This is a genomic window from Mucilaginibacter sp. A5337 (assembly GCF_059690695.1).
Window position 1 is genome coordinate 807,146 of the sequence record NZ_JCAWEC010000002.1, and the last position, 14,495, is coordinate 821,640.

The window sequence follows — 14,495 nt, forward strand, 5'->3', positions numbered from 1 at the left end:
ATTATGATTATAACTATTTAGGATTATTAAAAATGGCGTTTCCAATAACGAGGCAGCTCAGCTGATACCAGCTCACAACTCACAGGAGTATTTAAGAAATCTTTTATATCTTTATTATTGAAACTCTGTTTGCGGCACTAAGACCACAAGATGAGGCGCTATGAAAAAAGTCTTGGTAATTGAAGATAATCAGGATATCCGGGAAAATACAAGTGAGTTATTGGAACTGGAAGGTTACGAGGTACTGACGGCTGGGGATGGAAAAACTGGTTTGCAGTTAGCGAGAGACTGGTTGCCGGATGTTATCCTCTGTGATATCATGATGCCCGTGGCCAATGGCTATGAAGTGTTTAGTTCACTAAAATCGCTCCCTGTTACAGCAACGATTCCTTTTATTTTTCTTACGGCAAATGCCGAGAAAAAAGAAATGGAATCGGGGATGCATTTAGGAGCAAAAGGGTACGTTTGCAAGCCTTTTAGCCCGGAAGAATTACTGCAAACGCTTGAGCAATGCCTGCGATCGGCTGGGGAATAAAAAACACACGCTAAACTTCCTCCGTCATAATTTTAACATATTTGTCGGTTTTTCAAAAAGGATTAATTCTTCATTTTACTTAACCGCTGCAAATCAATCACTCTGATTATACTGCCATTTTTTTCGATCAATCCTTCGCTGCGGAAATCTGACAATGTGCGGCTAACGGTTTCTGTAGCCATACCTGCAAATGCGGCCAAATCCTCTCTGGAAATACGAATACTTCCGTCTCCAGCGTTGGTTTGCTTGTAAAGCCTTAAAATGGCATCTGCCATTTTCTTTCTAACAGAATCATAAGCCAATTGCAGCAAACGATCTTCATTCTCCCGTATTTGGCCCGCCATCAGTTTAATAAACTCACTTGTTATATCGGGATATAAATTAAGCATTTCATCCAACCGCTCCTTGGGAATGAGGCATAACTGACTATCTTCAACCGCGCTGGCAGTTTCCGAATATACATCATCGGCCAGGAGAGCCCTGACACCCAGATATTGGCCTGCCGTATGCAAATCTGTTATCAATTCCCGCCCGTCTGAAGAAAGCTTGCTGGTTTTAATTTTCCCATTCAATACAACATACAAGCCGTTCCCTTTATCTCCTTCATAATATATAACCTGATTTTTTTTGAATGAACGAACCTTGCGTTCTTTAATGATCTTTTGCAGTTCGGCTAAACCTTCATTCCGGGAAACAACACAGCTTAGCTGATCAAGGCTCCCGCTATAAAATTTCTTTTGCTGTTCCTGCTTTTTCAATCTGCTCTCAATGGCTGCAAACAGTTCCACATCATCAAAAGGCTTGGTGAGATAGTCATCAGCTCCCATTTCCATCGCCTTGCGTAAATCAACCCGATCCGCCTTGGCTGTAAGAAAAATGAATGGTATGTTAGCCGTTTCCGGCAATTTATTGAGCATATACAGCACACCATACCCGTCGAGCTCCGGCATCATAATGTCACAAAGAATTATATGCGGCAAATGGGTTTTAGCAAGTTCAACGCCTACCTTTCCGTTCTCTGCAGCATAAACGGTATAACCGGCCAGTTCGAGTATTTCAACTACACCCTCCCGAATGTCGGCGGTATCTTCTATTATTAAGATTGGAATACTCATAAATCAGGTACTGGACATAGCCTAATTTAAATCATTTAATTGAGGTGTCAAAATCATTTGGCTTATCAGCAATAAAAGCGTGTTTATTTAATATAAAAAAGGAAGTCAATGATTATAGCTGTTGCGAAAGGATCTGGTTTATACGTAAACTGTATAAAATAACGCTATCGCAGACGCCCCCATAGTGACGAAAGTGAACCAAAGCAGTATTTTAGAAAATAGTTTACTTTTGAATTCCCCCATGATATTTCTGTTAGAAGTGATCCGGATTATTAAAAAAAGTAAAGGCACCGCAGCAATTCCGTTTAACACTGCAGCATAAACAAGTGCTTTAACAGGATCTACCCCGCTATAATTGATAAGTAATCCAATTAAAGTGGAGATACAAATAACAGCATAAAATGCCGGGGCCCTTTTTAACTTCAAATTAAGTCCCGATTTCCAATTGAACGCTTCACAAGTAGCATATCCTACTGAACCAGAAAGCACGGGAACCGCCAGCAAGCCGAGGCCAATGATACCAATTGAAAAAATTAATTTTGCTAAAAAACCGGCGTTCGGAAAGGTATGTACCAATGGTTCGATCGCTTTTGCGGCATCGGAAGCGCTCCTGATGTCTGTTACACCGCTGTTGTGTAAAACCGTAGCAGAAACTACAATAATACTCCAGGTGGTAAATTCTGAAAACAACATTCCGAAAGTATTGTCGATATGCATCCGCTTAATTTGCCCCCGGCTTACTTTTGGTTTATGATGTGAAAGCCGTTCCCATTCCTTTTGTTCCTCTACTTCCTGTGATGCCTCCCAAAAAAACATATATGGAGAAATAGTAGTTCCCAACACCCCTGTAATAATAAACAGGAAGCTAAAATTTATTTCAAAATGAGGTAATACTGATGCTTTCAGTATAGTGAGCCAGGGTTGCCGCACAATAAATAAAGTTATGGGATATGCAAGCAAGGTTATCGCCAGCCATTTTAAAATCCTGGCATATGACCGATAAGAAGTAAAAACTTCAAGAATAAGGATTAATAGCGTAAAAAACAACGTCAAGGTAACAAAAGATGTTGGAACCAATAATTGCGCGGCAGCGGCCATGGCTCCTATGTCGGCGCCGATATTAATGGTATTTGCTATTAATACCAGCCCTGCAACCGTGTACAAAACACCTTTGCTATAATGTTCCTTTATTACAGCCGATATACCCTTACCGGTAACCATCCCGATGCTTGCGCAAGCTTCTTGCACGGCGATCATAAAAGGCAACATATAAAGAGCTGTCCACAATTGATTATAACCAAACTGTGCACCGGTTTGCGAATAAGTGGCTATACCAGAGGGATCGTCATCAGCAGCGCCGGTTGTAAGGCCCGGACCCAATACTGAAAAAAACTTCACCACCCCATTTTTTCGATTTTTAATTAGCTGCTGGTTACTTTTCATTATCGCAAAATGTCAGAATAATTTGATCTATGTTAAGCAACCTCTTCAGGGGAAAATGAAACCCGGAACTTTAAAATACCAAATGGTTAAATGTTAAGGTTAGCAAACCGATGTTTATTTCACACTTATGTTATGTGTATTTTTACCATAGATGGCCATTTCAAGGCTTTCATCCAAATTATAGATATCTTCAAACCGTATCAACTCGCCGTTTCTCACTTCACACGTTAAATAAGTAATTTTTAAAGGAACCGACTTATTAAGAATAAAATTTTGAGTCTTTGCTTTTTTCAAACTCCTGTACATTTGAGCAGCTTGTCCCAAACCGTCATATTTAAGCAGCAACGCACCAAGTTCAGCCGCCTTATCTATCCAAATGCAACCATTACTTACATCGCGCTTATCCAATATAAACAGTTTTGGATCATCCGTTTGATTTAAATAAATATTGTAGCTATTTTGAAAATGAAACACCATCGCCCCAAGCGTTTTATCGCACCCCGGCGCTTGTTTGGCATAATATCCGCCAGGTGATTTTAATATCAGTTTCAATTGGGCATTTGTGATATCTGTTAGTTCCCCGTCCATATTGTAGATGCTTATTTGGTTGCGCACAAGAAACAGGCTATCTGCAAGGGCATTTTGTAATATATGATGGGTAAATATCTGGTTAGGGATAAGCCAATTCGGATATGTAGTCAAATAAGTCACCTGACTTTGCAACGTCGGGCTTGGTGTTTCCGGTGCTCCTACAATTACTTTAAAGAGCATTGTAGTATCCGGCAAATGCAATTTTAACGTATAAGTTGGCACATTGATCTGGATAAACTCTTGCTTGTCATCAATCTCCGCCCATCTGATCCGTTCCATATTGGCGGCTATTTTCATAACATCGCTGCCAGGTTCTCCGTAACAATCGTCAGGCGCCTGCCCCCTGATTACATACAGCATTTCCCGCAAAACAACGTAGATTTTAGCACGTGGCTGAACACTAAGAATCGCATCTTTGAAATCGGGCGAATCTATAACGTTTTTTAGCTTGGTTTCCGCTGCAAACGGAATGTCCATCCCATAATCGATACGTGCAGATCCGTAATCTGGATTTAGTTTTCCGTAATGCAAATGATTCATCATGGTGATTATCGCATCCGTGAGCAAAACATCAAATTTTGCCTTCAACGAGTCACCCACTGTATTGGGATTATCTAAAATATCACGAAGTACGTCGAATTGAAGGTCCTTGGGATGAAAATCGTTATGCGATAATCCGTACTGCATTACACAATCTATAAGCAACATAGCATTTCCGGTATTTGAATGAGATTCGGGGTTTATCCATACCGCGCGATAGTTATTTTGCCTGTAAAAACGGGTTGCGGTTTGCGGGTAATGTAATACCTGCAGTAAAGCTGGTGAATTCAGTTGATGACGGACGGCACTGACTAGCGCCGGATTATTGTCCTGGGCAAATCCATCTATCGAAAAGAATAATTCGACTATAAACATCACCAAAATCAACTTTTTCATTTTTAATCATTTTATGATACCGGTGCCATTTTCGAAGAGACAAATGATCATCAATTTTTTAAGTAAAGTTTTGAATAACATTTACCAAAAAGAATGACCTCCGTCAAATAACTTAATGATATCGGTCACCCGGAAAACTCGGTTATTGAAACTATGTGGAAGATATCAGCAGTTGAAAGTCAGAAATGATAGTCATTTCTGACACTTTTCAAAGCGCGGATAAGCAAAGTTTGTCCTATTGGTAATCAGCTCTTAGAAATAGCTTTTTTTGGAGTATCAAATCTTTCCAAACCGGAATCGAACCGGTACGGTTTCCGACAGATCTTTTAGACTAGTGCGTCTGTCAATTCCTTCATCTTGAAGTTGTGAATATTTACATTTAAAATAGTTATATCTTTGTTAAATAAGCACAAGCGATTTGATTATTTAAGGGTGATCTATCAGGTGACCCCTAACTGAATAAAAGCACAAAGCATTGATTTATAGCGGACATTAAACTGCTTACTGAACCCTAACTCTCCGCCAGATATCAATTAGGATCAAAAAGCGCTGTAAAATTATTTACGGCGTTTTTTGTTTTTAACCCACAGCAGGGATTGGATTTCTGCTCTACAGGTAACTGGATATTACAACCATCGATTTACGCAAACGTCTTTAAAGCCATGATTTGCTGCTTCCCTAAATCAAATCCCCCTCCGGCCATTGTAGTAAATCCAGGCGCAAACCTCCGGATTAATTATGCGTGACCTAAAACCGGCGACCTACAATGATCTTCAAAATAGCCCTGTCTGAATTTGACGTAAAACCGTACCCTACACCGCCATTAAACTCCCATTTAGGATCAACGTTCAAGTCGGTTGCAACAAACAATTGATGGTCTTGCAGCTTAATTGGGTCATAATGAAAAAATGGGCCTGTACTGCCATAATATTCCAGGCCAAGTGCAACAACTTTTGTTACATCATAACTCCCTTTAACGTTAGGTGAAAACGTAAAACCCCTATTCTGATCGGGGCCTTTAAAGCTTTTTTCGAGCGTTGGGTTAACGGATATATAAAGTTTATTCCATTTTTTATCAATGATCGGCCTGATCTCCAATGTGGATGTATTGGCAGAAAATGCAGCTTTTTGAAAACCGAACTCGGTTGAAATGCTTACCCCTACCGGCCAATTCCAGCTTTCCGGTGCAGCAACCCTGGGTCTTATATGAGAGCCTACATAAGCGGTGCGGCCGCCATCACCTACTGAATTAAAAATGTAGAACCCGGTTTCAAACCATGTTGTCCAGCCATGAGTAATCTCAATGGTTTCATGTTCAACATGATTTGTGGGAAGCTCGCCGTTACTTACTGTTGTACTGCCGCTTATCGTATAATTACTGTGAAGCTCAACCATGGTTTTGCTTTTTTCAACGGTCTCTGAACCATAAACCTGAATTTCATAATTATCCTGTGCTTTTAGGTTGAGGGCGCAAAATGTAAGGATCAGTAAGTAAACGTATTTCATCGATATAAAGCTTTAAAACGGATACAAATAGTATTCGTGCCAAGCTATTACGGTAATCTGAAGCAAAACTGTAGTTGACCCTTTGTATAAAAAATGTGACAAACGGCGACAGGTTTAAAAAGCAACGACAAATTAAGCCTGCCGTATTTTTGCCGAAAGAAGAGATGACAGAGGCATAGTTTCAGACATGATAAACGGCGGTAACGGTAAATAAACATTATTTTCCGGTGATCAGCTTTGCCATAATGAATGCGGCCCCTGCGGCAAGAGCCCCAATAATTACTACTTTTAATGCCCCGCTTAACGCATGCTGGCCGGTCATTTTACTTTTAAAATAGCCAAAAATAAACAAGCAAATTATCGTTACCCCACATGAGTAATAAAGTGCCTCTTGTGCCTCATGAATAATAAAATAGGGTGAAAGCGGGATGATGCCACCTACGATATAGGAAATGCCTATGGTGATGGCGCTTTGGGTAGCGCGGTTTGCATCAGGTTCTTCCAGGCCCAGTTCATAACGCATCATAAATTCAACAACAATCGTCGAAATGGCTGCCCCAAACAATAAGTTCCTCCTCACCCGGAAAAGTACAATACTATTGTTTTGATTTCTGATTTTTTCCTAATTTTATTTAACTAATCACTGGTTTATGATCAACATTACGGTAAACGGGCAACGTCACGATGTCGATGCTGACCCTAACATGCCTTTACTTTGGGTTATTCGGGACATCCTGGGCCTAACAGGTACTAAATTTGGCTGCGGCGCAGCACAATGTGGGGCATGTACAGTACATTTGAATGGCGAAGCAGTACGATCATGCGTTACGAAGCTAAGCCGTGCCGCCGGGCAAAAAATAGTAACAATCGAAGGGCTTTCTCTCCATAATAATCATCCGCTACAATTGGCCTGGAACGAAATGAATGTCCCGCAGTGTGGCTATTGCCAGTCGGGACAACTGATGTCTGCAGCCGTATTGTTACGCGAAAATCCCAACCCAACCGATCAGGATATTGATGATGCTATGTCGGGTAACATCTGTCGCTGTGGTACATATCAGCGCATCCGGGCTGCCATTCACAAAGTTGCAGCCATGCAAACGGAAGGAGCCAAATTATGAAGAAGCTGCTGATCATAAGCACCATACTTATCGTTGGAGGGGCACTACTGCTATCGTTCAGAACGGAACCTGTAAAAGTTAATAATTCCCCCCTCTTAGCAAAAGACAGCGTTGGCTCAACCAAAGCATTTATGTCGGTATATAAAGTATTGATGAGTGCAAGGTGTATGAATTGTCATCCCTCTGGCGATGTGCCTTTACAGGGCGATGATAGCCATTTACATACGATGAATGTTAAGCGGGGTGCCGACGGGCACGGCATTTATGCTGTTCGCTGCAGTAACTGTCATCAGGCGGAGAACACGGCTGGTTTACATATGCCACCCGGAAATCCAAAATGGGGTTTGCCTCCTGCTAATATGCGAATGGTTTTTCAAGGACGCACCCCACGCCAGCTGGCTTTGCAGCTCCTTGATCCTAAACAAAACGGTGGCCGCACCAAACAACAACTGATTGATCATATGGCCAAAGATGACCTTGTAGGCTGGGCATGGCATCCGGGCGATGGAAGAACGTTACCTCCTATGAGTCGGACAGCCTTTGTTGCACAGGTACGTTTGTGGATAGCTAAAGGAGCGTATGCACCTTCGGCAAAGGCAAAATGAATGATTTAAACGATAAGAGCAACCATTATGGAAACTAATGCGATATCAAGAAGAAATTTTCTCCGCGTGTCTGGTCTTGCCAGCACCGCACTTTGTTTAGGCTTTTATTTCCCCGCCAATGCAAAAAAAGAGCAGCTAATATCGGCAAACGGCGCTGAGCATGGCTTTGATTTTAATGCCTGGATGCATATCGATACTAATGGCAAGGTAACGCTCACAGATCATCGCGCAGAAATGGGCCAGGGATCTTTTCAGTCCGTACCGCAAATTATTGCAGAGGAGCTGGAAGTTGACCTGAAGGATATCAGTGTAGTTTTTGCGCAAGGTAATCCTGATAAATTTGGCAGCCAGATTACAGGGGGCAGCTCAACCATTAGGGGATCTTACAAAAAACTACTCAAATTAAGTGCAACAGCGCGTGAGATGCTGATCACCGCGGCGGCGAACAAATGGAATGTCCCTGCTGGCGAGTGCTACGCAGAATCTGGCCACGTTATCCATAGGCCGTCCGGAAAAAAATTAAATTACGGAGAACTGGTTGTTGATGCATCTAAACTCACGCCTCCTGCAGATGTTAAGTTGAAGGAAACATCTCAATATAAACTGATTCGTAAGCCTCTTCAAAGGCTGGATACGCCAATGAAAACCAATGGTGAGGCCATCTTCGGGCTGGATAAGAAGCTGCCGGGAATGCTTTATGCATCTGTAGAGCGCAATCCTAGGCTGCGCGGTAAGCTTAAAAGTTTTGATGCCTCCGCGGCTTTGAAAGTTCCGGGGGTGAAAAATGTATTTAAGATACAAATGATGGTTTTTAATACTACCCGTGATGGCGTGGTAGTTATTGCCAATTCAACCTGGGCGGCTATGCAAGGTAGGAAAGCGCTAAAGGTTGACTGGGATGAAAGCGGCTTTGAGCATGTAAACACCGCCGATATATACAAACAGCACGAGGAACTACTTCAAAAAGAAGAAGGCCTTTCATTCAAAAAACAAGGTGATCCGGATGATATTTTGGCCAAATCGGCCAATAAAATTGACGTGATCTATCAAACACCTTACCAGGCGCATGCAGCAATGGAGCCGTTAAACTGCGTGGCATATTACCAAAATGACAAGATAGAAATTTGGGGCCCTATACAGGCTCCGGATTGGGTGCAGGGTGATATCAGCAATAAATTTAAGATGCCTAAAGAAAAAGTGATCGTTAATATGACTTTTTTAGGCGGAGGCTTCGGTCGAAAGGCTTTTTTGGATTATACTCATGAGGCCGTAGCCATTTCGAAAGAAATAGGCGGACCGGTTCAGGTTATTTGGTCAAGAGAGGATGATGTAAAGCAAGGTCCATATCGTGCCGGAATTTCCTACAGAGGCCAGGGTGCCATTGAAAATGGTGAAATCAGTGCATTGAAATTCAAAATGGCCGGTCAGAACATCGATCACTGGAATACTGATAAGAGAGGAAAAGCCAATAATAGTACAACAGAAGGTTTTTTGAAACCTTACTTTGACAGTATTAAGAATATCAGCTTCGCCGATGTTCCCTATGAAATGCCTTTGCCTAATATGTGGTGGCGTTCGGTTTATGCCTCTACAAACGGTTTCGGATATGAGAGTTTTATCAATGAAATGGCTGCTTTGGCAGGACAAGATCAGCTTGACTTTAGAAGGAAATATTTAAAAGATGAACGTTGTCAGCGCCTGATTGACAGAATGGAAGAAGTTTCGGGCTGGAAATCGAGGAAAAAGAATGAAGGCTTTGGCGTGGCAATAACCGAATGTTTTGAAACTACCGTAGGCCAAATTGTAAAAGTTTCCAGGCACACAGATGGAAAAGTGAAGATTGACAAAGTATGGGCAGTTATGGATTGCGGCTGGTACGTGAATCCGGATATTATTAAAGCTCAGGTTGAGGGATCTGTTGTTATGGCATTGGGCGCAGCTACTATCCATGAAATTACATTCAAAGATGGACTGGTGGAGCAGCATAATTTTTACGATTACCTGATGCCTCGAATGAGTGACGTCCCTCCTGTTGAAGTACACATTATGGAAAATACCGCAGATGCCGGAGGTGTGGGCGAACCCGGCTTACCGCCTTTTGCCCCTGCACTCACTGATGCCATATTTGATTTAACAGGTAAAAGGATCAGGAAACTGCCATTTAAATTGAGCGAGGTTTAATCGACTCAGAGCAAACCGTTTTAAAAAGGCGGCTATCCGATAAGTACAGATAGCCGCCTTTTTACTATATCAAGCTATGAGTATCAAGGCACAATACTCCATTGCTGGTTTAAACTGCTATTGTTACCATAAAATTCCATAGGGCTGCCGTTGGTTGTTCCGCCGCCGGTATCCAGGCATTTGCCGTTAGTTCTGTTCACAATTTTATAGTACGAACCAATTGGCACAATTGTCCATTGCTGATTGGTGCTGCCACCGCTTGTCCACTGTACAACTGTTGAAGCATCGTCCGTATGGTTATCACTATCCAACGCCTTTCCACTTGATACACAAATCAGCTTATAATAACCTCCGGTATAGGTTAATGTCCATTTTTGATTATTGCTTGTGCTCGAGCTCCATTGTCCAACGTTAGCGCCATCTGTGGTTGCACTTATATTATCGAGGTATTTGCCCGTAGCCCGGTTAACCAAATGGTAAGTACCATTAGCAATCGGCTGCGTACCAACGGTACAGGTAAGCGTACCAAACCCCAGCTGATCAAAGCCGCCACTGCTTGAACCATAGTTTCCGCCGCCGCCTTCAGGTCTCACCTGGGTAGCAAACTGGCTGCTATAAGTTGCTGTAATGCCCATCACGTTTTGGTAGTGATTATAGATCAATTCCCAGCATGGGCGGACTGTACCGCGCGAAGCATCTGAAATAACGGTTTGGTTCACGTTGTCGCAATTGTTGTAGGTGTTATAAGGCACCGTCATATTCAGGTTATACTTGGCGGTGTATTCGGCTAATGCCAATACCTTATTGCTTTCGTAGGCAAATAAATCCTGCCCCTGGTTAAAAGCCATCTGGCAAAATGCGCCTACCAGTGATATATCCAGTGTTGCGTGCCCCTGGTCGCGACCAGCTTCCTGATTTTGCCCAAGGTTTCCGGGGTGAACATAGAATACAGCTCTGTCGATGTTGCCATTACCGATGCCGCTCTTAAAATAAGTTATAGCCTGGTTAAATTTAGCCTGATCGTCGCATAAAATGCCGATAGATAAAATAGTAGCCATGTTGCAAAGGTCCCAGTTTGCCCAATAATGCGTATCGCAGGTACCGTTATGATTAGTCAGGAAACCATTGGCTGCCGGATAAAAAACATTTAACATAAATGTTTTGAAATTGCTGAAGTCGGTAGCCGACCAGCCACTGTACGATCGAAGGATTTCGGCGGCATTTGCAAGCTGGTATCCATACAAACCGGAAGCTAATGCATAGTTGGAATCTCCGCCTATGGCCTTACAGGTTGTTGCCCAGGCATTAAGAATGCTCACAGCTTTATCGGCATAGGCATTATTGCCCGAAATGTACCACCGCAAGGCATCCTGATAGGCAGCGGCGGCATCGCGCATAATGTGTACATAGTTGCCTCCGGTACTCGTTCGCGTGAGTGTATCATTCGGGCCGGCCATAGTATAACTAAGTTGCGCATAAGAATTGGCAGTGAGGATGTTGTAACTGTCAACCCATGGCGAGGCATTGGCATTTACCTGTGTTTGCATCCGGATCAGATCGGCAGAAGTATGCAGCATACCCGGATGGATGAAACTGAACGTAGCATTTGTTTTAAGTTTACTGCCCCCAGAGTGATTGGCTTCACTGGCGATACTTTCGGGCGAAATTGTTTTTTTACAACCAGTTGCTGCAATGATACAGCAGGTGATTAGTATCAATAAGTTCTTTCTCATAGTTAAAATTGTTATGTAATGGCAGGCTGTTAGCCTCCACGCTATTTATCAGAAGGGTTTGCTATTGGTTAAAAACACTCCTGTTAATCCTAAAAAATCAAATGTTTGGGATAAAATATTTAATCGCCCCAAACTTATTTTTTACAGAACAGATAAATAAAACATATTTGATGATAGTGCATTTTCAGGGGTGCAACTTTCCCCTGCCTGTTTTATGAAGACAGACAACTTCAATGTTGGCCAAACAATATTTGATAACCAGCGAGGTTAGATTTATAAATGGTAATTAATCTGCGAGAACAAAAAAATAATACTACTGACAAACAGGGTATTATCATATATAGAGACAATAGTATTTCGGGGAGATACTCAATTGGTAAAGCAATTTTTACAACAGCAAGTAATAAATCTTACTATTATTGCGGGGGTAAAGGAAAGCTAACGGCCGCAGCCGCTTAAAAACGGCCGTTTTATAGCCTTTAAAATGCATTTACCACGTTAAGAACGTTTATTTGCATGTGTTAGAAAGGTATATAGAAGTATTTCTTTTGCATGGAGAATGGTAGCTCCGGTATTTGTACTCAAATAGTTACAAAACATTAATAGCTACTGTATTGTAGTATAATCGCGTTAAAATTCAATCAGGTGAACCGGTTTAAAAGTATCGTTGATCAGTTTATAAATGTGCTTGCTATAGCGGCATATTTATTTATTACATTAACGCATATCTTTTTTTTACCTAACCTTAATAAGGAGGCTTTAAAACTCAAAGCCTTAGCCAATAGCGAATTTATTCATAAAAACAGGAGTCAAAGTAACGGCACTTCGTCGGCACACCATGGCATTCGTTCGGTTGTTGAAAGTAAACGCAAAGTCATTGTCCCCAAATTAACAGCCTTTACTCCCCTGCTGGCATTTATATTCAGTGCCTTCGCTTTATTCTTATTAAAGAAAAAACACTACATCTATTCATCTCCAGGGAATATCTCCTATTCCGGTACTTATCTTCAACTTCGCCGGTTAAGGATCTGATTGCTACCCTCCCCGTGGCCGCTGATTTTTTTAACTGAAATAAGTTTGGTCATGATCTTATTACGCGATTTTCCTCGCGTGTCAACAACATTTTAATCAGTGTAATGCATATAAGCAAAGCTTGTAAATGAGGTGCTACAAATAGCTGCGCTTCTGTTTCAATAGCTTACGCTTAATACATGTACCCGCCTGATTTAAAGTCAATTTTTAATAATTATCGGTTAATAATGAAAATCATGTTTTTCAGCATAAACTTAGCACGACCCTGTTTTTTGGTTGCTGCTATCTTATGCCTTATGTCGTTAAGCGCATCCGCGCAAAATAATAAAACGCAGTTCCCTGCACCTGATCAGGTTCCGGATACCGGGAAGGCAGGTTTTCCTGTGATGCCCGTTATACAGGGCTCCGGCGAGTATCTTACGTTAAGGCAGTGTATCGATTATGCCTTAATTCATCAACCTGCATTAAACCAATCGTTTATTAATGCAGATATAGCGCGCACCTCAAACGCTGTTAATTTGGCGGCGTGGCTGCCACAGGTCAATGCAAGTGGTAACCTTGTCCATTACATACAGCAAACTAACAATAACATTTCAACCAATGCCGGCAGCGGCGCAACAACAGGAGCCGGTAGCATTACGGGCGTACGCAGCAACTATGCCAATACATTCATCCCCGAACTGTCCGTAACACAATCTATCGTAAGCCCGGGATTGTTATACGCTGCTAAGAGCGCACCTTTACTCGTTAAGCAGGCAAAGCAAGTTACAGACAGTACTAAAATTTATCTCGTAAGCTCGGTCAGTAAAGCTTTTTATAATGTATTGCTCACCCTGCAGCAAATCAATGTACTAAAAGAAGATACTACAAGGCTCGGTAAAAGTTTGCGCGATGCCTATCATCAATATAAAGGTGGTATTGCAGATGAAACAGATTATCTGCAGGCAACCATAACCCTTAGTAACTCAAAAACGCAATTAAAACAAGCTAAGGAAAACCTTGCCCCGCAGTACGCCGCTTTGAAGCAATTGATGGGATACGAACCCGAAAAACAGTTTAACGTGAGTATAGATACCGTGCAGATGATGAACGATATCCGCATTGATACCGGCAAGAGACTTCAATATGAAAACAGGATAGAATATAAGCAGATTCAAACACGTAAAGATTTACAGGCGCAACTCACCAACTATTATAAATACGCCTTTTTGCCTACGGTGTCCGGTTTTTTTAATTATGGGCTTCAGTTTGCGAATAACCGCTTCTCAGATCTGCTGTCGGGCTCATACCCAAGCTCTTCAGTCGGCTTGTCTCTCAGCATTCCCATTTTCACCGGATTTGCCCGTATGCATAATATACACAAGTCGCACCTGCAGGAACAGCTCATCAACTGGGACGAGACGAACTTAAAACTTGGGATTTATAAAGAATATGCCACCAGTATGGCCAACTATAAAAGCAACCTGTACAGTTTCCAGGAGCAGCAAAAAAATGTAGGCATGGCAAAGCGGGTGTACTTTGTTGTAAACCTGCAATATAAGCAAGGCGTTGTAGCCTACCTCAATGTAATAACAGCCGAATCAAATCTCATTACCGCAGAAATAAACTATACAAACTCGTTGTTCCAGCTGCTGTCAAGCAAGATAGACCTGCAAAAGGCAATGGGTGACATTACTTATTAATGCAAAAGAAAATAA

12 protein-coding genes are annotated in these 14,495 nt (G+C 41.9%); 6 read left to right on the top strand and 6 right to left on the bottom strand.

Features of this window, described 5'->3' with window-relative positions; translation table 11 throughout:
• The first annotated feature begins 160 nt into the window (after positions 1–160).
• Positions 161–535, top strand: coding sequence for a response regulator transcription factor (locus AC59JO_RS08265; protein WP_497304624.1), 375 nt, complete (start codon positions 161–163; stop codon positions 533–535).
• A gap of 62 nt (positions 536–597) precedes the next feature.
• On the opposite strand, the gene AC59JO_RS08270 is transcribed toward AC59JO_RS08265, so the two are convergent.
• The 5 genes from AC59JO_RS08270 to AC59JO_RS08290 form a co-directional block, all read right to left on the bottom strand.
• On the bottom strand, positions 598–1,650 hold the full coding sequence (locus AC59JO_RS08270; protein ID WP_413667937.1) for a response regulator: 1,053 nt from the start codon (positions 1,648–1,650) through the stop codon (positions 598–600).
• A 138-nt stretch (positions 1,651–1,788) separates the two neighbouring features.
• Positions 1,789–3,093: an NRAMP family divalent metal transporter gene (locus AC59JO_RS08275; RefSeq protein WP_497304626.1), complete on the bottom strand. Its 1,305-nt coding sequence runs from the start codon at positions 3,091–3,093 to the stop codon at positions 1,789–1,791.
• 114 nt (positions 3,094–3,207) lie between these two features.
• Positions 3,208–4,620, bottom strand: coding sequence for a L,D-transpeptidase scaffold domain-containing protein (locus AC59JO_RS08280; RefSeq protein WP_413667935.1), 1,413 nt, complete (start codon positions 4,618–4,620; stop codon positions 3,208–3,210).
• Between the two features lie 747 nt (positions 4,621–5,367).
• Complete coding sequence (locus AC59JO_RS08285; protein ID WP_413667934.1) at positions 5,368–6,126, bottom strand: hypothetical protein; 759 nt, start codon at positions 6,124–6,126, stop codon at positions 5,368–5,370.
• Between the two features lie 217 nt (positions 6,127–6,343).
• Positions 6,344–6,706 carry a VIT1/CCC1 transporter family protein gene (locus tag AC59JO_RS08290; protein ID WP_413667933.1) on the bottom strand — a complete coding sequence of 121 codons (363 nt, stop codon included), beginning with the start codon at positions 6,704–6,706 and terminating at the stop codon, positions 6,344–6,346.
• 70 nt (positions 6,707–6,776) lie between these two features.
• On the opposite strand from AC59JO_RS08290, the gene AC59JO_RS08295 reads away from it, so the two are divergent.
• Genes AC59JO_RS08295 through AC59JO_RS08305 form a run of 3 tightly spaced genes read left to right on the top strand, consistent with a single transcriptional unit; the run spans position 6,777 to position 10,033 of the window.
• The gene (locus tag AC59JO_RS08295) at positions 6,777–7,247 is read left to right on the top strand and encodes a (2Fe-2S)-binding protein (protein ID WP_413667932.1); all 471 of its coding nucleotides are present in this window, start codon (positions 6,777–6,779) and stop codon (positions 7,245–7,247) included.
• The gene (locus tag AC59JO_RS08300) at positions 7,244–7,852 is read left to right on the top strand and encodes a c-type cytochrome (RefSeq protein WP_413667931.1); all 609 of its coding nucleotides are present in this window, start codon (positions 7,244–7,246) and stop codon (positions 7,850–7,852) included. Before AC59JO_RS08295 ends, AC59JO_RS08300 begins: the two co-directional genes overlap by 4 nt.
• A gap of 27 nt (positions 7,853–7,879) precedes the next feature.
• Positions 7,880–10,033: a xanthine dehydrogenase family protein molybdopterin-binding subunit gene (locus AC59JO_RS08305; protein ID WP_413667930.1), complete on the top strand. Its 2,154-nt coding sequence runs from the start codon at positions 7,880–7,882 to the stop codon at positions 10,031–10,033.
• An 83-nt stretch (positions 10,034–10,116) separates the two neighbouring features.
• Here the strand turns inward: AC59JO_RS08305 and AC59JO_RS08310 are convergent, their stop codons facing one another.
• Positions 10,117–11,766 (bottom strand): RICIN domain-containing protein, encoded by a 1,650-nt coding sequence (locus tag AC59JO_RS08310; RefSeq protein WP_497304629.1) that lies wholly within the window; start codon positions 11,764–11,766, stop codon positions 10,117–10,119.
• A gap of 645 nt (positions 11,767–12,411) precedes the next feature.
• Here AC59JO_RS08310 and AC59JO_RS08315 point away from each other — a divergent pair.
• Positions 12,412–12,798, top strand: a complete 387-nt coding sequence (locus tag AC59JO_RS08315; RefSeq protein WP_413667928.1) for a hypothetical protein — start codon at positions 12,412–12,414, stop codon at positions 12,796–12,798.
• A gap of 296 nt (positions 12,799–13,094) precedes the next feature.
• Entirely contained in the window at positions 13,095–14,480 is a 1,386-nt protein-coding gene (locus AC59JO_RS08320) for a TolC family protein (RefSeq protein ID WP_413667927.1), read from the top strand.
• Positions 14,481–14,495: the final 15 nt, after the last annotated feature.

Coding starts and splice junctions, on each gene's coding strand:
- AC59JO_RS08265 (WP_497304624.1), top strand. CDS start 161: ATGAAAAAAGTCTTGGTAATTGAAGATAATCAGGATATCCGGGAAAAT.
- AC59JO_RS08270 (WP_413667937.1), bottom strand. CDS start 1,650: ATGAGTATTCCAATCTTAATAATAGAAGATACCGCCGACATTCGGGAG.
- AC59JO_RS08275 (WP_497304626.1), bottom strand. CDS start 3,093: ATGAAAAGTAACCAGCAGCTAATTAAAAATCGAAAAAATGGGGTGGTG.
- AC59JO_RS08280 (WP_413667935.1), bottom strand. CDS start 4,620: ATGAAAAAGTTGATTTTGGTGATGTTTATAGTCGAATTATTCTTTTCG.
- AC59JO_RS08285 (WP_413667934.1), bottom strand. CDS start 6,126: ATGAAATACGTTTACTTACTGATCCTTACATTTTGCGCCCTCAACCTA.
- AC59JO_RS08295 (WP_413667932.1), top strand. CDS start 6,777: ATGATCAACATTACGGTAAACGGGCAACGTCACGATGTCGATGCTGAC.
- AC59JO_RS08300 (WP_413667931.1), top strand. CDS start 7,244: ATGAAGAAGCTGCTGATCATAAGCACCATACTTATCGTTGGAGGGGCA.
- AC59JO_RS08305 (WP_413667930.1), top strand. CDS start 7,880: ATGGAAACTAATGCGATATCAAGAAGAAATTTTCTCCGCGTGTCTGGT.
- AC59JO_RS08310 (WP_497304629.1), bottom strand. CDS start 11,766: ATGAGAAAGAACTTATTGATACTAATCACCTGCTGTATCATTGCAGCA.
- AC59JO_RS08320 (WP_413667927.1), top strand. CDS start 13,095: ATGTCGTTAAGCGCATCCGCGCAAAATAATAAAACGCAGTTCCCTGCA.